19 protein-coding genes are annotated in these 19914 nt (G+C 63.5%); 7 read left to right on the top strand and 12 right to left on the bottom strand.

The genetic code is table 11. The annotated features are described in order from the left end of the window. The first annotated feature begins 107 nt into the window (after nt 1-107). Entirely contained in the window at nt 108-1079 is a 972-nt protein-coding gene (locus CCD76_RS01660; protein WP_256961028.1) for a glycosyltransferase, read from the top strand. Nucleotides 1080-1166: 87 nt separating this feature from the next. On the opposite strand, the gene CCD76_RS01655 is transcribed toward CCD76_RS01660, so the two are convergent. The 10 genes from CCD76_RS01655 to CCD76_RS01610 form a co-directional block, all read right to left on the bottom strand. Beyond that, nucleotides 1167-2705 (bottom strand): TolC family outer membrane protein, encoded by a 1539-nt coding sequence (locus CCD76_RS01655; protein WP_256961027.1) that lies wholly within the window; start codon nt 2703-2705, stop codon nt 1167-1169. 2 nt (nt 2706-2707) lie between these two features. After that, nucleotides 2708-4075: an HlyD family type I secretion periplasmic adaptor subunit gene (locus CCD76_RS01650; RefSeq protein ID WP_087717800.1), complete on the bottom strand. Its 1368-nt coding sequence runs from the start codon at nt 4073-4075 to the stop codon at nt 2708-2710. A gap of 1 nt (nt 4076) precedes the next feature. After that, complete coding sequence (locus CCD76_RS01645; protein WP_087717799.1) at nt 4077-5897, bottom strand: type I secretion system permease/ATPase; 1821 nt, start codon at nt 5895-5897, stop codon at nt 4077-4079. Nucleotides 5898-6183: 286 nt separating this feature from the next. Beyond that, nucleotides 6184-6660, bottom strand: a complete 477-nt coding sequence (locus CCD76_RS01640) for a hypothetical protein (RefSeq protein WP_087717798.1) — start codon at nt 6658-6660, stop codon at nt 6184-6186. Then, nucleotides 6657-6956 carry a nucleotidyltransferase domain-containing protein gene (locus CCD76_RS01635; RefSeq protein WP_087717797.1) on the bottom strand — a complete coding sequence of 100 codons (300 nt, stop codon included), beginning with the start codon at nt 6954-6956 and terminating at the stop codon, nt 6657-6659. The genes CCD76_RS01640 and CCD76_RS01635 overlap by 4 nt, the downstream gene beginning before the upstream one ends. Nucleotides 6957-7066: 110 nt before the next feature. Beyond that, nucleotides 7067-7384: a nucleotidyltransferase family protein gene (locus tag CCD76_RS01630; RefSeq protein WP_256961026.1), complete on the bottom strand. Its 318-nt coding sequence runs from the start codon at nt 7382-7384 to the stop codon at nt 7067-7069. Further along, nucleotides 7384-7782, bottom strand: coding sequence for a nucleotidyltransferase substrate binding protein (locus tag CCD76_RS01625; RefSeq protein WP_087717795.1), 399 nt, complete (start codon nt 7780-7782; stop codon nt 7384-7386). Before CCD76_RS01625 ends, CCD76_RS01630 begins: the two co-directional genes overlap by 1 nt. Nucleotides 7783-7888: 106 nt before the next feature. Further along, a complete protein-coding gene (gene glyA / locus CCD76_RS01620) occupies nt 7889-9151 on the bottom strand; it encodes a serine hydroxymethyltransferase (RefSeq protein WP_087717794.1) in 1263 nt (420 codons plus the stop codon). Nucleotides 9152-9334: 183 nt separating this feature from the next. Then, a complete protein-coding gene (locus tag CCD76_RS01615; protein WP_087717793.1) occupies nt 9335-11872 on the bottom strand; it encodes an ABC transporter permease in 2538 nt (845 codons plus the stop codon). Continuing rightward, nucleotides 11869-12591, bottom strand: a complete 723-nt coding sequence (locus tag CCD76_RS01610) for an ABC transporter ATP-binding protein (protein ID WP_087717792.1) — start codon at nt 12589-12591, stop codon at nt 11869-11871. Before CCD76_RS01610 ends, CCD76_RS01615 begins: the two co-directional genes overlap by 4 nt. Here CCD76_RS01610 and CCD76_RS01605 point away from each other — a divergent pair. Both CCD76_RS01605 and CCD76_RS01600 read left to right on the top strand, forming a co-directional pair. Then, entirely contained in the window at nt 12590-13267 is a 678-nt protein-coding gene (locus tag CCD76_RS01605) for an arylesterase (RefSeq protein ID WP_373419389.1), read from the top strand. The genes CCD76_RS01610 and CCD76_RS01605 overlap by 2 nt on opposite strands. A 145-nt stretch (nt 13268-13412) precedes the next feature. Further along, complete coding sequence (locus tag CCD76_RS01600; protein WP_087717791.1) at nt 13413-14384, top strand: zinc transporter ZntB; 972 nt, start codon at nt 13413-13415, stop codon at nt 14382-14384. Nucleotides 14385-15032: 648 nt separating this feature from the next. Here CCD76_RS01600 and CCD76_RS01590 read toward each other — a convergent pair. Next, complete coding sequence (locus CCD76_RS01590; RefSeq protein ID WP_087717790.1) at nt 15033-15305, bottom strand: SelT/SelW/SelH family protein; 273 nt, start codon at nt 15303-15305, stop codon at nt 15033-15035. 212 nt (nt 15306-15517) lie between these two features. Here CCD76_RS01590 and CCD76_RS01585 point away from each other — a divergent pair, with 212 nt between their 5' ends. From CCD76_RS01585 to ettA, 4 genes are all read left to right on the top strand, one after another. Next, nucleotides 15518-16846, top strand: coding sequence for an MFS transporter (locus CCD76_RS01585; protein WP_087717789.1), 1329 nt, complete (start codon nt 15518-15520; stop codon nt 16844-16846). A gap of 84 nt (nt 16847-16930) precedes the next feature. Next, complete coding sequence (locus CCD76_RS01580; RefSeq protein ID WP_244179798.1) at nt 16931-17377, top strand: PAS domain-containing protein; 447 nt, start codon at nt 16931-16933, stop codon at nt 17375-17377. A 139-nt stretch (nt 17378-17516) separates the two neighbouring features. Further along, the gene (locus CCD76_RS01575) at nt 17517-17711 is read left to right on the top strand and encodes a PA3496 family putative envelope integrity protein (protein WP_071231588.1); all 195 of its coding nucleotides are present in this window, start codon (nt 17517-17519) and stop codon (nt 17709-17711) included. A 184-nt stretch (nt 17712-17895) separates the two neighbouring features. Further along, the gene (ettA, locus tag CCD76_RS01570; RefSeq protein WP_087717788.1) at nt 17896-19557 is read left to right on the top strand and encodes an energy-dependent translational throttle protein EttA; all 1662 of its coding nucleotides are present in this window, start codon (nt 17896-17898) and stop codon (nt 19555-19557) included. 116 nt (nt 19558-19673) lie between these two features. Here ettA and CCD76_RS01565 read toward each other — a convergent pair whose 3' ends face one another. After that, nucleotides 19674-19832: a DUF1328 domain-containing protein gene (locus CCD76_RS01565; protein WP_071231586.1), complete on the bottom strand. Its 159-nt coding sequence runs from the start codon at nt 19830-19832 to the stop codon at nt 19674-19676. Nucleotides 19833-19914 lie beyond the last annotated feature (82 nt).

Raw genomic sequence — 19914 nt, 5'->3', positions numbered from 1 at the left:
ATGGATCGGATAAACTGCCACGCCTGACGAACAGCCCCGCTCCAGCCAGGCCGGGCGTGCTCCGGTAACCGTTCCGGAAGGGAAATGGCAAGCAAAAGGGATTTTGAATGGTTTCACGGCAGCCGGCTTCGCTTCACGGAGCCTCGACTCTTCCGATGAGGGTATGCCTTTGCGTACCCACTCTGAACGCCGGTAAGCAATGGCAGGCGTGGCTCGAGCGCACGAGGGCGGCCGCGCAACGACACCAGATAGCGATCTGGGTCGTGGACTCGACCTCGACCGATGAAACCCCAGACCTGGCCAGGGCGGCTGGTTGTCAGGTTACACAGATCGATCGTCGGCAGTTCGATCATGGCGGCACGCGTGATTGGGCATTACGGCAGCTACAGGATTGTGACATCGTCATTTTCCTGACCCAGGATGCGTTGCTTGCCGATCTCGATTCGTTGTCGAGACTGGTCGAGATTCTGGAAGCCGACCCGCAGCTTGGCGCCGTCTACGGCCGGCAACTTCCCCATCAGGATGCGACCCCGGTGGCCGCTCATGCGCGGCTGTTCAATTATCCGTCGCGCTCCCACCGTGTGACCCCCGAAAACATGGCTGACTGGGGCATCAAGGCTGCATTTCTGTCGAACTCGTTCACGGCCTACCGGCGTCAGGCCCTGCTCGATGCAGGCGGCTTTCCGGGCGATGCCATCTTGAGCGAGGACATGGTGGCCGGCGCACGTCTGTTGGGTGCGGGCTGGCATCTGGCTTATTGCGCCGAGGCGCAGGTCTATCACTCCCATAACTATTCCTTGCGACAGGAGTTCAAGCGCTATTTCGATATTGGCGTTTTGCATCGCCGCCAGGCCTGGATTCTGGCCATGACAGGGAAAGCCGAAGGGGAAGGCAAGCGCTTCGTGAAGTCGGAATTGCGTTACCTGATCGATCAGGCTCCCACGGCGATCCCTGGCGCATTCGTCAGAAACACGTTGAAGTATCTAGGCTATTGGCTGGGGCAACGGGAGGCTTTCCTGCCAATGTCAGTCAAGTATCGGCTGTCGATGAACCGCAGATACTGGCTGGACAACCGATAGAAGCTGCTCTTACTGGCGCAGCGCAGAAATCACGTCACCGCTTTCAGGAATGTCGCCTCCGGTCCCTTCCCTGGGACCATTCCTTTCTCAACCGGTGACGCGCGATAGCAACGCCATGGTATCGACCAGATCCTGGGTGCCGAGATCGCCGACGGCGGCCTGCAGGTTGAGCCGGTCGAGCAGGTACTGGCGCACCACTTCGACGAACTGGATGCGCAGGTCATAGAGATCGGCGCGGGCGTCGAGCACGTCGACCAGGTCGCGCAGCCCGAGCTGTTCGCCCTTCTCGGCCGCCTGCAGGAACAGGTTGCTGGATTCGATGGAGCGCTTGAGCGCTTCGATCTGGCGTTCGTCACCGCGCAGGCCACGCAGGCGCTGGCGAACCTCCTGACGCGCCAGGTTGAGCGCGTTGGTGTAACTCGCCTTGGCGGCCTGCTGGCTCAGTTCGCCCTGCCTGACGCTGGCGCTGGTGTAGCCACCTTCATAGATGGGCACGCTCAGGCGCAGGTTGGCGGAGGCGTCCTTGCTTTCACGGAAGGGGTCGTTGGAGTCGCGGTCCGAGTAGCCCACGGTGAGATCGAGCTCGGGATAGTGCCCGGCGCGCCGCACGTCGGTTTCCGCGTCGGCGACCTTCATCTGCTGCTTGCCGAGAGCGACTTCGACGTTGTTGATGGTGCGCTCGAGCCAGGGATCGGCGTCATCCCAGCCGCCCGGCAGCGTCAGTTCGCCGAGGTCGCCGAGCGTGGCCCCGCTGAACCGGGGCAGCTCGCCGGTCAGGCGTTCCAGCAGGCTCAAGGCGTTGTCGAGTTCGTTCTGGGCGCTCACGGTGTCGGCGACCGCCTGGTCGAGCCGCGATTGCGCCTCGAGCAGGTCGATACGGTTGCCGACGCCCAGGTCGTAGGCGCGGCTGGCCTGTTTGACCTGTAGATTCAGCGACTCCTGCTTGGAGTCGAGCAGGCCGAGCTTGCGCGAGGCGAGAAAGGCATCGAGATACGCCTCGGCAACCTGTAGCGCCAGATCGCGCTCGCCAACAGCCACTTTCAACTCGGCGGCATCGCTCTGCGCTTCGGCCTTGCCGACCTTGCGCCAGCGTTCGAGGCTGAACAGCGACTGCGACAGCTGTACCTGCCATGTCTGATCGCGGGTCGTGCCCTGATAGCGCGCTTCGTAGTCGTCGTTGCCGCCAAGCTCGTTGTCGGGGTTATAGGACGGGTTGTCGGTGTAGTAGTTGTCCGACTCCTGATAAACGTAGCCGGCGGAGGCCTGAATCTGCGGCTTGAGCGCGGCCTGCGCCATGGGCACGTCCTGTGCAGCGGCTTCGGCCTCGAAGCGCTGGCTGGTGAGATCGGCGTCGTTCTGCAATGCCAGGGCGAACAACCGCGGCAGCGACGGCAGAGCGGCGTCCTCGTCGACCACGGGCGCAGCTTCGTTGCTCGCGACCGTCTGGCCGTTCAGTGCCGGCAGGCTGGCGTCGACTTCGTCCATCATCGACGTCGTCTGGCCTGGCATGGCCTGGTTTGACATAGCCTGGGCAGCGGCCAGCGGCGAGAACAGCTGCGCTGCCAGCGCTAGACCAGGCAGCGCTAGACCAGGCAGCGTCGTCCATAGCTTGCGGTCCTGTGCCATGCTCACTCCTCCCGCATGGCGCGTGCCAGCATGTCGGTGACGGGCTTGATCATGTAGCTGGCGAAGGTGCGCTCGCCGGTCCGGATCATCACTTCGGCGGGCATGCCGGCGAGCAGTTGCATGTTCTCGGTCATCTCCCGCTTGCCGTCTTCGGTCACCTTGACTCGTGCCTTGTAGTACTTGGCGCCGGTGGCTTCGTCCTCGAACGAGTCGGCACTGACATTGGTCACTTCGCCATCGATGACGTTGGACAGCCGCTGGTTGAACGCGCTGAAGCGAATCTCGGCGTACTGGCCGGGGTAGATGTTGTCGATGTCGCGGTCGGGAACGCGCGCTTCGACGATGAAGTCATCACCGGAGGGCACGATCTCCATGATCGGCTCGCCCGGCTTGATGACGGCGCCGACGGTATGCACTTTCAGCCCGACGACGGTGCCGGATACCGGCGCGGTCACGGTGGTTCGCTTGACCTGGTCGCTGAGTGCGGTGATGCGTTCCTCGGCATCGGCGATATTGCCCTGGGCCTCGCGCAGCTGCTCGCCGACTTCTTTCTGGAATTCCTGGATCTTGACCTGCTTCTGAACCTTGTTCTCGCTGATCTGGGACTTGAGTTCGGCGATCCTGGATCGGCTCTGGGCGATATCGCCCTTGAACTGCAGGGCCTGACGCTCCAGCTCGCGCAGGCGCTGGTTGTCGCCCAGCCCTTCCTTGAACAGGGAGCGATAGTCCTGTGCTTCTTGCTGCAACGAGTTCATGCGCTCCTGATTGACGTCGATCACGTCCTGCAGGCCGTCGATCTGCTCGCGCATCTGGGACATCTGCTCGTCGAGCGCGCTGAGGGTGCCTTCGAGCGCCCCGCGACGTGCCTGGAACAGGGCGCGCTGGACGGCCAGCACTTCCTTGACCCGCTGGGCGTCGCTGTTGAGCAGTTCATCGGGAAAGGTCAGCGTGTCGGCGTCCTTCTGCTCGGCGAGCAGGCGAATTTCGGCAGCGCGGTTGATCAGGTACTGGGAGCGCGAAATCGCGAGCTGCGAGCGTGCCTGGGTGTTGTCGATCACCAGCAGGGTGTCGCCGGCCTCGACGTGGTCGCCATCGTCGACGTTGATCTCGTCGACGATGCCGCCCTCGAGATGCTGAATGGTCTTCTTGAACGATTCGACCGAGACCGCACCGGGGGCCACCACCGACACCGCCAGATCGGCACTGGCCGCCCAGCCACCGAAGCCGCCGAAGGCGATCAGCAGGATCACCAGCCCGAGGCGAAGATAGCCCTTGCCGCTGGTGGGCAAGGGGCTGGCCGGTGCCGATTCGTCGGGCGTCGATTGCTTGGGCGGGGTGATATCGATACTGCGGGAATTATCGCCTGCCATGCTACTCATGCCCCCGAGATTGCGGCTTGTCGGAATTGCCAGAATTACCGGAATTGTCGGCGTTGCCAGAATGGTTCGCGCCCTGAACGGCGGTCAGCCGGCCGGCGTTCGACCGCCCCAGGGTGTTGCCGCCCTTCTGCGCCGGGGTCTTGGCGAACTGGGCCAGAACCTGGTCGCGCGGGCCGAACATGCTGACCTGCCCGTCCTTGAGTACCAGCAGCTTGTCGACATGCTTGAGTACGCTATTGCGATGGCTGATCACGAACAGCGTGACGCCTTCGGCCTTGAGCTGTTTGATCGATTCGCCCAGCGCCCGCTCGCCGCTGTCGTCGAGGTTCGAGTTGGGCTCGTCTAGCACCACCAGCACTGGATCGCCATAGAGCGCACGCGCCAGCCCGACGCGCTGGCGCTGGCCGCCGGACAAGGCGCCGCTGGAGGCACTGATATAGGTGTCGTAGCCGTTGGGTAGTTGCAGGATCATCTCGTGGACGCCAGCCTTCTTGGCCGCTCTGACGACCTTCTCGGGATCGACTTCGCCGAAGCGGGCGACGTTCTCGCTGATGGTGCCGTCGAAAAGCTCGATATCCTGCGGCAGGTAGCCGATATAGGGACCGAGTTCGTCACGGTTCCACTTGGCGATCTCGGCACCGTCGAGGCGTACCGTACCGACCTGCGACGGCCAGATACCCAGCAGCACCCGCGCCAGAGTGGACTTGCCGGCGGCGCTCGGGCCGATGATGCCGATGTGCTCGCCCTTGTCGACGTTGAAATTGATGCCGCGAATCGTCGCCATGCGTACGCCCGGGGGCGCGGCAGCGACGGTCTCGATGGCGATCTCGCCACGCGGGGCGGGCAATGACATGCGACGCTGCTCTTCGGGGATCTGCTCGAGCAGTTCGTTGAGGCGATGATAGGCGCTTCGCGAGCTGACGAAGCCCTTCCAACTGCCGATCATCTGGTCGATCGGCGCCAGTGCCCGGCCCATCAGGATGGAGCCGGCGATCATCATGCCCGGCGTCATTTCGCCTTCGAGTACCAGCAGCGCACCGAGACCGAGAATCAGCGACTGGAACAGCATGCGCAGCACCTTGGACGCGTTGGTCAACGCCCCGGCACGGTCGCTGGCCTGCGACTGCTTGGAGAGAAATTCATGATGCTTGCCGGCCCAGCGCCCCATGATGCCGGGCAGCATGCCCATGGCGTGCAGCACTTCGGAGTTGCGCAGGTTGGAGTTGGCGAGATCCTGGGCCTTGATGTGGTCGCTGTTGGCTTCGGCCAGCAGCGACTTGGTGGCCTTCTCGTTGGCGATCGCCAGCGTCAGCAGAATGAGACCTGCCACGGTGGCGAAAACACCCAGCCACGGGTGGAAGAGATAGAGCACGGCCAGGTAGATCGGCGCCCATGGCGCATCGAAGAAGGCAAACAGGCCGTTGCCGGTGAGGAACTGGCGCAGGTTGGTCAGATCGCTCAGCGGCTGGGCCGTCTGCTTGCCCTGGGTCAGCACGCTGCGCCGGAACATTGCGCTATAAAGCCGCTGGTTGACCATCTTGTCCAGCCGGTTGCCGACGCGAATCAGAATCCGCGAGCGCACCAGCTCCAGCCCACCCATGACCATGAACAGGAAGACCACGACCAGGGTCAGCATGAACAGGGTTTCTTCGCTGCGGGAACTGATGACGCGGTCGTAGACCTGCAACATGTACAAGGGGGGGACCAGCATCAACAGGTTGATGAACATGCTGAAGAACCCCACCGAGAAGAATGACCCGCGACACACCTTGAGGGCGCGTTGCAGATCGGTGGCTTCTTTCTGGGTGGCCATGCAATCGCTCGCTATAAGGACGATAAAACGGAGGATGTAAGGTCAGTAGGCGTCCAGGCCAATGCTGACAGGGCGCAAAGGATACCAGATTCTCATCCGCATCATGAAAGCGGCATCGTAAGAGGGAATCATGAGAGGTCATAGAATAGATCGAGGCGTCGCAAGCGACGCCTCGATTAGCTGGTCCGGAATACGGCTATTCGATCGATCGACCGATTGACCCGTTCGCAGGCGGTGATTTGAGCGGGTCGTGGGTCGTTTCAGGAGCGGCCCGGATTTTCACGGCCTATTCCAGCAGGTTCCTCTGCTCGGCATCAGTGAGCATGGCGAGGGCAAACGCCACGAGCGTTTCCTCATAGCCATGAGCCGTATTGATCGCGTCGGCCAGAACCTGAGGAGACTCGATATATTCATGGATCATTTGATTGCGTGTCTGACGAATCTCGAGCCACTTGTCGGCAGAATCGAGTACGCCCAGTTTCTCGGCGCGGTCCAGGTTATCGGCCACGGCGCCCGTTCTTTCGCCCAAGGCACGTAGCCAGAGCGGAAGCAGCTTGTCTCCGGTCGTATCCTGAAGCCGGCAAAAGCGGCTGGTATAGGCTTCCAGTTTTTCTGCCAATGCTTCGTCTTCACCCAGCATGGCGGCACGCTTCTCGGTAAACGGCGAGACGAATACGCTACCCGATGAGTAGCGAAGATGGTGAATCTCACGCTCGACCACGCGTTTCAGGAAGCGCAGCCGCTCCGAAAGGTTGTCGTTCATACAAAAACTCCCTGTTCTCGCGCCAGCCTGTGTATCGCCTGCTCGCTGAGGTTCGGCGCGCTCAGAAGCACGTCTACCTTGCGCCCGTACATGGCGCGTGTGATGCGTACGCTTAGCCGGGCAGCAAGCTGTGCGGGATGCTTCACTGGCTCGTCGAGCTCGATGAACAAGTCGATGTCGCCACCACGAGCGGCATCGTCCAGCCGTGAGCCGAATAGCTTTACGGAGACGCCAGGGCCAAGCTCGTCAGTGACGATATTCTGGATGGTCTGTCGTTGGGTATCTGTCAGGCGCATGGTGTTCATCCATCCCGGCAAGGCGTTCTGTCAGGTCGAGCTGCGACGTTGCTCATAGCCAATTTGACGCCATATATTCGAAGAGATCGCCGGTCAGGCAGGCGGAGTGCTCAGCCAGGGCTACGCGGCGAGTGGCTCTCATCGAACCTCTGCCCTACCCGTATTATATGGTCGCGTAGCGCTTCGTTATCGATATCGCGATAGCGCACGATATCGAACAGGTAGGGAGTGTTGAGCTCGTCCAGGCGATTCATGAGCGCGGACAAGTCATCATCGGAGATATCGCCGTACAGTGCCAGATCGATATCGGAGCCGGGGCGGAACGTGCCTTTGGCTCTCGATCCATAGATGACGACCTTTTCTATACCGGGACACTCAGCCAAGACCCGACGAATGGCCTCTATCGCACTTTCTGGCAAGCCAAACATCAGCGATGCCGCTCCATTGTCTCGCGAAACTGTTTCAGAGCCGGGTAATAACGCTCGACGATGTTCTTGAACTCTGTCTCCAGAATGCTGTGGCGGTACGCATGCACCGTATGATTACGGGTTTCTATCATATCCATCCATACCTGCCCGTCTTCCAGCAGGCCGATGTTGAAGGCATGGCGGGCCGCGCTACGTGATCCGGTCACGTTCTGGATACCTTCATGCTCCAGGTAGTCCTTCATGACCTTCCAGGCCAGCTCGTGAGTGAACTCGAAGCGCTGGATAACGCCTTCCTTGATGATATCCAATGTCGTGTCGCCGTAAGCTTCAACAGCTTGTTCCAGCTGAGAAAGCGCATTGACATAGTTGGAAAATCGCTGCTGCCAACGGATCTCCATCGCCTTCCCCTTCTATCGTTTACTGCACGTGTCGTTTACTGCACGTGTCGTTTACTAACACGTATCATTTACCGCAGCGCGCCGTTGGCGCGCTGCGGGACACCACTCAGCGATAGACCGGCAGGCGCGAGCAGACGGCTTCGACCTTGGCCTTGACCGCGGCTTCCGCCTGGCTGGAGTCGCCCTGCTGCATGGCGTCGAGGATGTCGCAGATCCAGCCGGCCAGGTCGCGGCATTCGGTTTCGCCGAAGCCACGCGTGGTCACCGCCGGGGTGCCGATACGCAGGCCGGAGGTGACGAACGGGCTCTGCGGATCGCCGGGTACGGCGTTCTTGTTGACGGTGATGTGGGCACGGCCGAGCGCGGCATCGGCGTCCTTGCCAGTCAGGCCCTGCTTGACCAGCGACAGCAGGAACAGGTGGTCTTCGGTGCCGCCGGAGACGACTTCATACCCGCGCTCGATGAACACGCCGGCCATCGCCTGGGCATTCTTGATCACCTGCTGCTGGTAGGTCTTGAACTCGGGGTCCATCGCTTCCTTGAAGCAGACCGCCTTGGCCGCGATGACGTGCATCAGCGGGCCGCCCTGGCCACCGGGGAAGACGGCGGACTGCAGCTTCTTCTCGATGTCGGCGTCGTTCTCGGCGGAGAGGATCAGGCCACCGCGCGGGCCGCGCAGCGTCTTGTGGGTGGTGGTGGTGACGACGTGCGCGTGCGGCAGCGGGCTCGGATAGAGGCCGGCCGCGACCAGCCCGGCGATGTGCGCCATGTCCACCAGCAGGAAGGCGCCCACTTCATCGGCGATCTGGCGGAATTTCGACCAGTCGATGATCTGCGAATAGGCGGAGAAGCCGGCGATGATCATCTTCGGCTGATGCTCGCGCGCCAGCTTGGCGACTTCGTCGTAGTCGATCCGGCCGCTCTCGTCGATGCCGTACTGAACTGCGTTGTAGTGCTTGCCGGAGAAGCTCGGCTTGGCGCCGTGGGTCAGGTGGCCGCCGGCGTCCAGGCTCATGCCCAGGACAGTGTCGCCCGGCTTGACCAGCGCCTGGAAAACCGCGCCGTTGGCCTGGGAGCCGGAGTGCGGCTGCACGTTGGCGTAGGTCGCGTCGAACAGCTCCTTGGCGTAATCGATCGCCATCTGCTCGACCACGTCGACATGCTCGCAGCCGCCGTAGTAGCGCTTGCCGGGATAGCCTTCCGCGTACTTGTTGGTCAGCTGCGTGCCCTGGGCCTGCATCACCCGCGGGCTGGCATAGTTCTCGGAAGCGATCAGCTCGATGTGGGCTTCCTGGCGCGCGACTTCCTGCTGCATCGCGTCCCAGAGGGCGTCATCGAATCCGGCAATCTGCATGTCTCGGTTGAACATCGGCGGGTATCCTCGGCTCGGGGATGATTCGTCCTGGCGCCAACAGGGAACCGCTACTGACGGCACAGGCTCGGATTTGGTGGGCGCATGATACCCCAGCGCCAACACCCTTTCCTATGAAAGTGGGTCATGCGCTGGACCATAATTTCTCACGTTGGCTTTAGCTTCGTTAAAACATGCAGCTCAGGTCTCTCCCAGCAGCCGCAGGCTGGCCATCGGCGCTTGGCGGCGGCTGCCCCGCGAGAGCAGATAGCCGATCCCGCCCACGATCGCTGCGCCCAGTACGGGCATGGCACCCCACATCAGCCAGTGCATCCGAGGCGCCAGACCCAGCCAGCCGTAGATGCCGAGGGCAGACGCCTCGGCCAGTGCCGCGCCCAGCAGCCCGCTGGCAAAGCCGAGCAGCGCGAACTCGGCCCACTGCATGCGCGCCAGGGTGCGGTTGCCGGCGCCGAACACCCGCAGCAACGCGCCTTCGTGGGCACGCGCCGGGCGGCTGGCGGTGAGCGCCGCGTAGAGCACGCTAATGCCGGCCAGCAGCACGAAGCCCAGCACGAACTCGATGGCCCGCGTCACCTGGCCGAGAATGCCGCGCACCTGTTCCAGCAGCGCCTCGACATTGAGCACCGAGACCCCCGGATACCGCTGCACCATCTCGCCCAGCATCTCGTTGCCGGCATCGGGCAGGTGGAACGAAGTGATGTAGCTGTGGCCGAAGCCGTCCAGGGCGCCGGGCGGGAAGATGATGAAGAAGTTGGGCTGGAAGCTCTCCCAGTCGAGATGGCGCAGGCTGGTGACCCGGCCGGTCACGCTGTCGCTGCCGATGGTGAACGTCAGCTCGTCGCCCAGCGAAAGGCCGAGCCGGCCCGCCAGTTCCTCTTCGACCGATATCGGCACCGAGCCGTCGCTCGCTGTCGCACTGTCGGCATCGGAGCCGCTCTCGGCGTCGAACCAGGCCCCTTCGGTAATCCGGTTGCCTTCCGGCAGCGTCTCGCGCCAGGTGAGGTTGAGGTCACGCCGCAACGCGCCGTCGGTCTGATGTTCCTCCGGCACCTGCTGTTGCGGGGGTTCGCCGTCGATGGCGGTCAGCCGCCCCCGCACCATGGGATAAAGCCCGCTGGTGGCGTCGGCGGCGCTGTCGATCAACGTTTCGACGCCGTCGCGCTCCTGCGGCTGGATGTTGATCGCGAAGTAGTTGGGCGTATCCGCCGGCAGCTGGGCCTGCCAGGTCGTCAGCAGGTCCCCGCGCACCAGTGCGATGATCGCCATCGCTGCGAAGGTGACCGAGAACGCCAGCAGCTGGCCCAGACTGGCGTTGCGTCGTCTCGCCAGCTGGCGGCCGCCGAGCTGCCACGCCCTGCCCTGCTGACTGCGTTGCGGCAGCCGCGCCAGCACGGCGAGCAGCAAGGTGAGCATCAACTGGCCGAGACCCCACAGCACGACCAGCGCCACCAGACCGCCGAGCAGAATGCCCACCGACAGCAGCGGGTCGCCGGAGTAGAGCCAGAGCAGCGTGCCGAAGACCAGGCTGGCGACGACGACCACTACCCAGCCCGACGCCGGAATCGGGTCGAGCTCCCGGCGCAGCACCTTGAGCGCGCTGACCCGCTTGAGCCGCAGCAGGGTCGGGCCGGCGAAGCCGACCAGCACCGCCAGCGCGGTGAGTACGCCCATCAGCCACGGCATGCCGCCGGGCGGGGGCAGTTCCAGCGGCAGGAAACGTGTCAGCAGTGCCAGCAGCGCGGCCTGCCCGGCAAGCCCCAGCAGCGCCCCGACCGCTGCCGCGACCAGCCCCAGCCACGCCAGTTGCCAGGCGAAGAGCTGGCCCAGCTGGCGTTGGGACGCGCCGAAACAGCGCAGCAGCGCGGCCGTGTCCAGATGGCGGTCGACATAGCGTCGCGTGGCCATGGCGACCGCGACACCGGCGAGCAGCACCGCCGCCAGCCCGGCGAGGCTGAGGTATTTCTGCGCCCGATCCAGCGACCGCCCCAGGCTGGGCCGATCCACGCGCACGTCGCGAATCTCGACACCTGCGTCGCGCAGCGCATCGAGCCGCCCTTCGAGGCCGTCGATCGCCGCTGGCGGCCCGGCGGCCAGTATCTCGTATTCGATCCTCGAGCCGGGCCGGACCAGCCCGGTCGCCTCGAGATCCTGCAGGTTGAGCATGATGCGCGGCGCCAGGCCAGAGAATCCGCCCTGCTGATCGGGTTCGCGCTCGACCAGTCCAGTGACGGTCAGCGAAAGCGAGCCCACCTGCACCGTGTCGCCGATGCCGGCATCCAGCAGTTGCGCCAGGCGCGGCGCGATCCAGGCGCTCCCCGGCGGCGGGCCGTGCGCCAGCCCTTCGATACCATTGCCCCGGTCGACGCGAACTTGCCCGTAGAGCGGGTAATGATCGTCCACCACCTTGAGCCCCGCCGGCTGGAAGGCATCCGCCTGGCTGACCATCGATACCAGGTCGACCTGGTCGCTCAGTTCGAGCCCGGCCTGGCGCAGCGTCTGGCGGAGTTCGTCGTCGAAGGCCTGGCCCTGCTCCAGCACCAGATCCCCGCCGAGTAGCTGGCCCGCCTGACGGGTCAGCCCGCGGTCGAGCCGGTCGAGAAAGAAGCCGATCATGGTGGTCGCGGCCACGGCCAGCGCCAGCGCCACGAACAGGGCCCGCACGTCGGAGGCGCGCAGATCGCGCCGGAGCCCCTTGAGCGAGAGTGCGATCAGGTTCATGCATCGACCTCTTGCCGCTGCCGTTCGAGCGCCTGCAACCTGCCGCCTTCGAGCTGCAGGCAGCGATCGCATCGTCTGGCGAGGGCCATGTCGTGCGTCACCAGGATCAAAGTCGTGCCGGACTCTCGGTTGAGCTCGAACAGCAGATCGATGATACGCTTGCCGGTTGCCTCGTCGAGGTTGCCGGTCGGCTCGTCGGCGAAGACGAGGTCAGGGTCGGTCACGAAGGCACGCGCCACCGCCACCCGCTGCTGCTCGCCACCGGAAAGCTGCTTCGGCAGGTGGTCGAGGCGCGCGCCCAGGCCAACGCGCTCCAGGCATTGACGACTTTTGGCCGCTATGTCTTGCCGTGGCGACAGTTCCAACGGCAACATAACGTTTTCCATGGCGGTAAGAGTGGGTAATAACTGGAAGTTCTGAAAAACGAAGCCGACGCGCCCCGCACGCAGTGCCGCCCGCCCGTCTTCGTCGAGAGCGCTCAGGGATTGGCCGAACATTTCGAGCTCTCCTGAGCTGGGCGAATCGAGCCCCGCGAGCAGGCCGAGCAGCGTCGACTTGCCTGCACCGGAACTTCCCACGATGGCGACACTCTCACCGCGTTCGACATCCAGCGCCAGCGATTCGAGGATAACGAGCTCCCGTTCCCCGCTCGTCACCCGTTTACCGAGTTGGTTGGCGTATAAAATTCGCTTTTGCTGATCGTCCGAGGAGTGAGACATGGTGCCTGGTTTCCCTGTGCCTGAGTTCGAGTTGCCTTTCGCCAGGATGGCAAGGCGCTGTGCAGGTGCCGCGCTATTGTTGTGTCTTGCCGTGCTGTCGCTGACGCCCGGCGCGGCGCGTGCCGATACCGTTCTGGTCATGGGCGACAGCCTGAGCGCGGCCTACGGCATCGACCCGCAGGCGGGCTGGGTCAATCTCCTGAAACAGCGGCTCGGCGATGAGCACGAGGTCGTCAACGCCAGCATCAGCGGCGAGACGACATCCGGCGGCTCGGCACGGCTACCCGACATTCTGGGACAATACCATCCCGATATCGTTCTGCTGGAGCTCGGTGGCAACGATGGCCTGCGCGGGCTCTCCCCCCAGCAGATGCAGGTCAATCTGGCCAAGATGATCGAGCGTAGCCAGGAGAAAGGCGCCGAGGTCCTGTTGCTCGGTATCGAGGTCCCTCCCAACTATGGTCCCGCCTATACCCAGGCCTTCCGTGAAGTCTTCGCGCAGTTGGCCAGCGAGCACGACGTGCCGTTGGTGCCGTTTCTGCTCGAGGGCGTCGACCTCGACGGCATGCTCCAGAGTGATGGCATCCACCCCACTGCCGAGGCACAGCCGATCATCCTCGAGAACGTCTGGTCGAAACTGGAACCGATGCTCTCCTCCTCGGACGAGGAAAAATGATCCTCCTCGCGTCGAGCCTGTTCCCCATCGGACATGACACGCGTCGGCCGTCATGCCTGCTGATTTCGCCGGCATGCTATCGTTAACGTCTTGAAAAGACTCGCGGCATGGCGAGCCGAGACACGCTTCGACGAGGAGTTTGACGATGGAGGCAGAAACGGCGCTGGTCGCCGCCTACGAACTGGACGGAAAAGGCGGCGGCACCCTGCTCAGCGTTCGCCAACTGCGCGAGGCCTGGGCCGATCCCCAGCGCCCGCTGTGGATGCATCTCGACTTTCGGCATGAAGACGTTCGCACCTACCTCGTGGATATCGCCGGGCTCGACGAGGCACCGGTCGAGGCGCTGCTGGAAGAAGATACTCGCCCCCGCGTCGCCAAGTTTCGCAATGGCGCCGTCAGCACGCTGCGCGGTATCAACCTCAACCCGGGGGCCGCGCCGGAAGATCTCATTTCACTGCGCATCTGGATTGCGCCCAACCGCCTGATTACCTTGCGCCGCCGGCCGCTGAAATCAGTCGGTGACGTGCGTGAACGCATCGACAACGGTGACGGCGCGCTTTCGGTCCCGGACCTGCTGGCGTGGCTGACGGAGACCCTGGTGGACAGGGTCGGCGATGTCGCCCATGAACTCGACGACCGCCTGGGTGAACTCGAGGAGGATCAGTTGAGCGATCGCGAGATCGAGCCGGACGACCTTTCCCGGCTGCGACGTTCGCTGATCACCTTGCGGCGCTTCATGGGCCCGCAGCGGGACTGCCTGGATCAGATCGCCCATGGGCCGGAGTGGTTCGACGAAGACACCAAGGTATCGATCCGCGAGAGCGCCAACCAGCTTTCACGCTACGTGGAAGACTTCCACGCCATGCAGGAGCGCGCGCTGATCCTGCAGGAACAACTCTTCAGCGAACACAACGAGCGCCTGAACCAGCGGATGTACATGCTGGCGATCGTCACCACCGTGTTCCTGCCGCTGAGTTTCCTGACCGGCCTGCTGGGCATCAACGTCGGCGGCATCCCCGGCGCCGAAAGCCCCTACGGCTTCATGATCTTCCTCACCATTACCGTCCTGGTCGGCGGCTGGGTGATGTGGCTGCTCAAGCGTAAGCATTGGTGGTGAGACGAGCTGCGAGCTGCGAGCTGCGAGCCGCGAGCCGCGAGCCGCGAGCCGCGAGCCGCGAGCCGCGAGCCGCGAGCCGCGAGCCGCGAAAAGCAGAGTGTGGCCTCCGGAAATCCGCAAAGCCCGAAGCCCGAAGCCCGAAGCCCGAAGCCCGAAGCCCGAAGCCCGAAGCCCGAAGCCCGAAGCCCGAAGCCCGAAGCCCGAAGCCCGAAGCCCGAAGCCCGAAGCCCGAAGCCCGAAGCCCGAAGCCCGAAGCCCGAAGCCCGAAGCCCGAAGCCCGAAGCCCGAAGCCCGAAGCCCGAAGCCCGAAGCCCGAAGCCCGAAGCCCGAAGCCCGAAGCCCGAAGCCCGAAGCCCGAAGCCCGAAGCCCGAAGCCCGAAGCCCGAAGCCCGAAGCCCGAAGCCCGAAGCCCGAAGCCCGAAGCCCGAAGCCCGAAGCCCGAAGCCCGAAGCCCGAAGCCCGAAGCCCGAAGCCCGAAGCCCGAAGCCCGAAGCCCGAAGCCCGAAGCCCGAAGCCCGAAGCCCGAAGCCCGAAGCCCGAAGCCCGAAGCCCGAAGCCCGAAGCCCGAAGCGATTATCGCTATTGCCGTAAGGGGTCGGCTTTGCTTTTTCTTCCCGCTTCCAGGCGCGTAGCGCCGCTCTTCCAGCTTCAAACTCTATCCGTATGCCCCAGATCCCGTTCGGGATCGAGACGGTCGCGAACGCGCCGCTTCAGTTCCTTGATATCGGGAAAGCCGCCGTCGCGTTTGCGCTCCCACAGCGTCTCTTCGTCGTAGAGCACTTCGAAGTGTCCGCCGTGGCTGGGCGCCAGAGCTACCTGCTCGAGATCTTCGCCGAAGGTCTGCAGCAGTTCCTGGGCATACCAGCCCGCACGCAGCAACCACTGGCATTGGGTACAATAATGAATACGAACCTTGGCCATCTCTCTGTTCTCCCGAGCCGGTGGCACGAATCTGCCGCACTCATGCCGACAGCGTTGAAAACGCCCATGATGCGCTCGGCCGGACGGCTCGCTCAAGCAGAGAGAGGGAAACGTCGTGTCGGCAGCGTCGCGTTCGGCGCCCAGGGTTCCTCGTAGACTGCCTGTCGCCAATAGCTTGTCACTGGGATAACAGAAAACAGGGAACGTTTTGCATGTCAGCCAATGAAGCCAGCCTCACTCGCCTCTTCGAACGCGTCACCGGTGATGAAGACAGCCGCATGTGTCGCGACATCTCCGACGAGGCGTGTCAGGAACAACCCGGCAACTTCTTCCGTCATCTCGTCGCCGCACTCGGCAACAAGCTCGCCGACGAACTCTCCAACGCTCGCCTGATCCTGCCGTGGCTGATGGGCGCGATCGGCGCACCGGTGTGGATGGTCGGTCTGCTGGTACCCATCCGCGAGGCAGGCGCCCTGCTGCCGCAACTGCTGATCGCCGGCTACATCCGGCTGCGCCCGATCCGCAAATGGGTCTGGGTCACCGGCGGCATCGTCCAGGCGATCGGCGCCCTGCTGCTGGCACTGCTGGCGCTTTTCGGTCACGGCAGCTGGGGCGGCGCGCTGGTACTGGTCGCGCTGACCGGGCTGTCGCTCGGCCGTGGGCTATCGTCGGTTTCCACCAAGGATGTGCTGGGCAAGACCATTGCCAAGCAGCGCCGGGGCACGCTGATGGGGTGGAGTGCCAGCGTTGCGGGGGCGCTCACCCTGCTCATCGGCGCCGCCATGGTCGTCATGGGGGATCAGCCCGGCACCTGGGCGCTGGCCATCCTGTTGTTCGCCGCCGCGCTGGGCTGGGGCCTGAACGCGCTCTGCGCCGCCGCGATACGTGAAGCGCCGGGAGCCACCGAAGGCGGTGCCAACGCCTGGGACAGCGTCAAGCAGGGTGTTTCGCTGATGCGCCGCGATCGTCGCTTTTTGCATTTCAATCTCTCGCGGGCGCTGCTGCTGTCCAGCGCGCTCGCCCTGCCCTACCTCGCCCTGCTAGGCCAGCAGAACAGCGGCACGGATCTGGCCAGTCTCGGCATCCTGATCGTGACCTCCGGTGCGGCCAGCATGATCGCCGGCCCGATCTGGGGGCGTCTGGCCGATCGCTCCAGCCGGCGGGTAATGCGCAACAGCGCCATCGGCGCCGCGGTGTGCTGCCTGGCGGGCGCTGCCTGCGTATGGCTGCCGGACGCGGCGCGCGAAAGCGTGTGGCCCTACGCTCTGGTCTACGGCCTGCTGATGATCGCCCATGCAGGGATACGCCTGGGCCGCAAGACCTACGTCGTCGATCTGTCGGACAGCAATACCCGCGCGCTCTACGTCGCGTTTTCCAATACCTTCACCGGCGTCCTGATGCTCGTCGTCGGGCTGTTGCTCGGGGGCCTGGCGCAATGGCTAGGCAGTGCAGGCCTTCTGCTGGTGCTTGCGGCACTGGCCGTGGCGGCTGCGCTCAGCTCCCATGCCCTGGTGGAAGTCGAGGACCCTGACGCATCGTGAAGCGTTGTAATCCCGAAACACCGTGGCATGATGTTCGATCGTGTCGACCCTACAATCCGTCGAATGCCCAGTCTGGAGGCAAGGATGGCCAGTACCAGTAAGCAACCGCCCATGATCAGCCCGGCGCTACTCGAACGTATCGTCAACGCCTCGGATGACGGCATCGTGGTGGCTGAACAGGAAGGCGACGAAAACATTCTGATCTACGCCAATCAGGGCTTCGAACGCCTGACGGGCTACAGCGTCGACGAGATTCTCTATCGCGACTGCCGCTTTCTGCAGAATGGCGATCGCGACCAGCCGGCCATCGACCGGGTGCGCACCGCCCTGCGCGAAGGCAAGCCGTGCCGCGAAGTGCTGCGCAACTATCGCAAGGACGGCAGCCAGTTCTGGAACGAGCTCTCGATCACGCCGGTCTACGACGAGGAAGACAGGCTCACCTATTTCGTCGGCGTGCAGAAGGATGTCACCAGTCTGATCGAGACCCTGCAGGAACTCGAGGCGCTGAAAGCCGAGCGCGATCCGGCCTGAAACCTCAGCAGAATCCTGAACTTATCGCCGCCTTGCGCGGCGATAGTTTTTTTAACCAGGAAAATCTTGTACCCGGCGGCATTCGACGATATATAGCCCGGAGCGTCACTGAGATGCGATTTCACGGGAGGGCTAAAACATGAGCCGTGAGGATTACGTCGAGGATCAGGATTTTTCCGAAGCCATCAACGACGAGCAGTTCGAACGTCCACGCAGCAGCAAGGCGGATACGCTGCGTGCCAGGCGCCAGGTCGAGGCATTGCTGGAAGAGCGTCGTCTGAAACGTGCCATCGAAGATGACTGGTACAACGATTTCGGCGACGAAGAAGAGTAGGCCGACAGCGGCTTTCCGCATTACCCCCGACGGGCGCCTCCAGGCGCCCGTTCGCATTGTCGGCACGACTCGTTTACCCTGCCTGTCAGACGCTGGGCCCCGTTGACGGGCGCTGCAGCGATGACTGCCTGTTTTTATCCACTGCGATTTTTATCTATCCACTGCGACTTACTATCGGATTTCCATGGCGCAATACGTTTACACCATGAACCGGGTGGGCAAGATCGTCCCCCCGAAGCGCGAGATCCTGAAAGACATCTCGCTCTCCTTCTTCCCCGGCGCCAAGATCGGCGTGCTCGGTCTCAACGGCTCGGGAAAATCGACGCTGCTGCGCATCATGGCCGGCGTCGACACCGAATATAACGGCGAAGCCCGCCCGATGCCGGGCATCAACATCGGCTACCTGCCGCAGGAACCCGAGCTCGACGACAGCAAGAATGTCCGCGAGACGGTCGAGGAAGCCCTCGGCGAGGTCAAGCAGGCCCAGGTAGAACTGGAAGCCGTCTACGCCGCCTATGCCGAGCCGGATGCCGATTTCGATGCGCTGGCCGCGCAACAGGCGCGTCTGGAGAACATCATCGAGGCGGCCGACGCGCACAACATCGAGCGCAAGCTGGAAGTCGCCGCCGAAGCGCTGCGCCTGCCGCCGTGGGAAGCCAGCGTCGGTCATCTTTCCGGGGGCGAGCGTCGTCGCGTGGCACTCTGCCGCCTGCTGCTCTCCAGCCCGGACATGCTGCTGCTGGACGAGCCGACCAACCACCTGGATGCCGAATCCGTCGCCTGGCTCGAGCGCTTCCTGCACGACTATCCGGGCACCGTCGTGGCCATTACCCACGACCGTTACTTCCTCGACAATGTCGCCGGCTGGATCCTGGAGCTCGACCGCGGCCACGGCATTCCGTTCGAAGGCAACTACTCCCAGTGGCTCGAGTCCAAGGAGCAGCGTCTCGCCCAGGAATCCAAGCAGGAAGCGGGCCGCCAGCGCGCGATCAAGCAGGAACTGGAGTGGGTCCGCCAGAATGCGAAGGGCCGCCAAGCCAAGAGCAAGGCGCGTCTCAACCGCTTCGAAGAACTGCAGTCCGGCGACTACCAGAAGCGCAACGAGACCAACGAGATCTACATTCCGCCCGGACCGCGGCTGGGTGACAAGGTCATCGAGTTCCACGATGTCAGCAAGCGCTTCGACGAGAAGATGCTGTTCGACAACCTCTCCTTCCAGATACCGACCGGTGCGATCGTCGGGATCGTCGGCGGCAACGGGGCCGGCAAGTCGACCCTGTTCAAGCTGATCGCCGGCAACGAGCAGCCGGACAGCGGGGAAGTGGTACTGGGCGATACGGTGGACGTGGCCTACGTCGAACAGCTGCGCGACCATTTCGACAATTCCCAGACCGTGTGGGAAGCCGTCTCCGGCGGCCAGGACATCCTCAACATCAATGGTTACGAGGTCTCTTCACGCGCTTACGTCGGCCGGTTCAACTTCAAGGGAACCGACCAGCAGAAGCGCCTGAGCGAACTCTCGGGCGGGGAGCGCGGACGCCTGCAGCTGGCCCAGACGCTGAAGCAGGCCGCCAACGTGCTGCTGCTCGACGAGCCGTCCAACGATCTCGATATCGAGACCCTTCGCGCGCTGGAAGAGGCCCTGCTGGCCTTCCCCGGCTGCGCGCTGGTCATCTCGCACGACCGCTGGTTCCTGGACCGTATCGCCACGCATATCCTGGCGTACGAAGGCGATTCCAACGTCGTCTTCTTCGAAGGGAACTACACCGAGTACGAAGCGGATTACCACAAGCGGGTCGGCACCGACACGCCGAAGCGAATGAAGTACAAGCGTATCGACGCCTGATTCGCTGCCCGTCTTCATCCGGCAATACCAAATACCCCGCCATCAAGGCGGGGTATTTGTTGGAGACTATGTCTGTTAGCGGCGACGATGATTGGCGACTGCGGTCCTGCCAGTCTTCAGCGACCTCGTCCGCGAATCAGCGAGACGACGAACAGGATCAGAAAGATCACGAACAAGACCTTGGCGATCGTCGCTGCGGCACCGGCGATACCGCCGAAACCCAAAACCCCGGCAATGATAGCGACGATGAGAAAAATCACGGCATAGCTAAGCATGGCAACTCTTCCTGTGCTGACCCATTGGACTTGCTGGCGACGGTAATATCGGCCGCCTGCCAAGCCACCCTCTCGTTCCGTG

Origin of the sequence: Salinicola salarius, assembly GCF_002179555.1 — a bacterium.
Classification (GTDB): Bacteria; Pseudomonadota; Gammaproteobacteria; order Pseudomonadales; family Halomonadaceae; genus Salinicola; species Salinicola salarius_A.
The sequence above is the reverse complement of the archived record's forward strand: the minus strand, read 5'-3'. Positions and strand labels throughout refer to the sequence as shown.

Bases quoted from the DNA above. Each gene is read 5' to 3' on its own strand.
- CCD76_RS01580 (WP_244179798.1), top strand. From the start codon at position 16,931: ATGGCCAGTACCAGTAAGCAACCGCCCATGATCAGCCCGGCGCTACTC.
- CCD76_RS01630 (WP_256961026.1), bottom strand. From the start codon at position 7,384: ATGTTTGGCTTGCCAGAAAGTGCGATAGAGGCCATTCGTCGGGTCTTG.
- CCD76_RS01605 (WP_373419389.1), top strand. From the start codon at position 12,590: ATGGTGCCTGGTTTCCCTGTGCCTGAGTTCGAGTTGCCTTTCGCCAGG.
- CCD76_RS01645 (WP_087717799.1), bottom strand. From the start codon at position 5,897: ATGGCCACCCAGAAAGAAGCCACCGATCTGCAACGCGCCCTCAAGGTG.
- CCD76_RS01640 (WP_087717798.1), bottom strand. From the start codon at position 6,660: ATGAACGACAACCTTTCGGAGCGGCTGCGCTTCCTGAAACGCGTGGTC.
- CCD76_RS01610 (WP_087717792.1), bottom strand. From the start codon at position 12,591: ATGTCTCACTCCTCGGACGATCAGCAAAAGCGAATTTTATACGCCAAC.
- CCD76_RS01590 (WP_087717790.1), bottom strand. From the start codon at position 15,305: ATGGCCAAGGTTCGTATTCATTATTGTACCCAATGCCAGTGGTTGCTG.
- CCD76_RS01565 (WP_071231586.1), bottom strand. From the start codon at position 19,832: ATGCTTAGCTATGCCGTGATTTTTCTCATCGTCGCTATCATTGCCGGG.
- ettA (WP_087717788.1), top strand. From the start codon at position 17,896: ATGGCGCAATACGTTTACACCATGAACCGGGTGGGCAAGATCGTCCCC.
- CCD76_RS01615 (WP_087717793.1), bottom strand. From the start codon at position 11,872: ATGAACCTGATCGCACTCTCGCTCAAGGGGCTCCGGCGCGATCTGCGC.
- CCD76_RS01585 (WP_087717789.1), top strand. From the start codon at position 15,518: ATGTCAGCCAATGAAGCCAGCCTCACTCGCCTCTTCGAACGCGTCACC.
- glyA (WP_087717794.1), bottom strand. From the start codon at position 9,151: ATGTTCAACCGAGACATGCAGATTGCCGGATTCGATGACGCCCTCTGG.
- CCD76_RS01635 (WP_087717797.1), bottom strand. From the start codon at position 6,956: ATGCGCCTGACAGATACCCAACGACAGACCATCCAGAATATCGTCACT.
- CCD76_RS01655 (WP_256961027.1), bottom strand. From the start codon at position 2,705: ATGGCACAGGACCGCAAGCTATGGACGACGCTGCCTGGTCTAGCGCTG.
- CCD76_RS01600 (WP_087717791.1), top strand. From the start codon at position 13,413: ATGGAGGCAGAAACGGCGCTGGTCGCCGCCTACGAACTGGACGGAAAA.
- CCD76_RS01650 (WP_087717800.1), bottom strand. From the start codon at position 4,075: ATGGCAGGCGATAATTCCCGCAGTATCGATATCACCCCGCCCAAGCAA.
- CCD76_RS01660 (WP_256961028.1), top strand. From the start codon at position 108: ATGGTTTCACGGCAGCCGGCTTCGCTTCACGGAGCCTCGACTCTTCCG.
- CCD76_RS01575 (WP_071231588.1), top strand. From the start codon at position 17,517: ATGAGCCGTGAGGATTACGTCGAGGATCAGGATTTTTCCGAAGCCATC.
- CCD76_RS01625 (WP_087717795.1), bottom strand. From the start codon at position 7,782: ATGGAGATCCGTTGGCAGCAGCGATTTTCCAACTATGTCAATGCGCTT.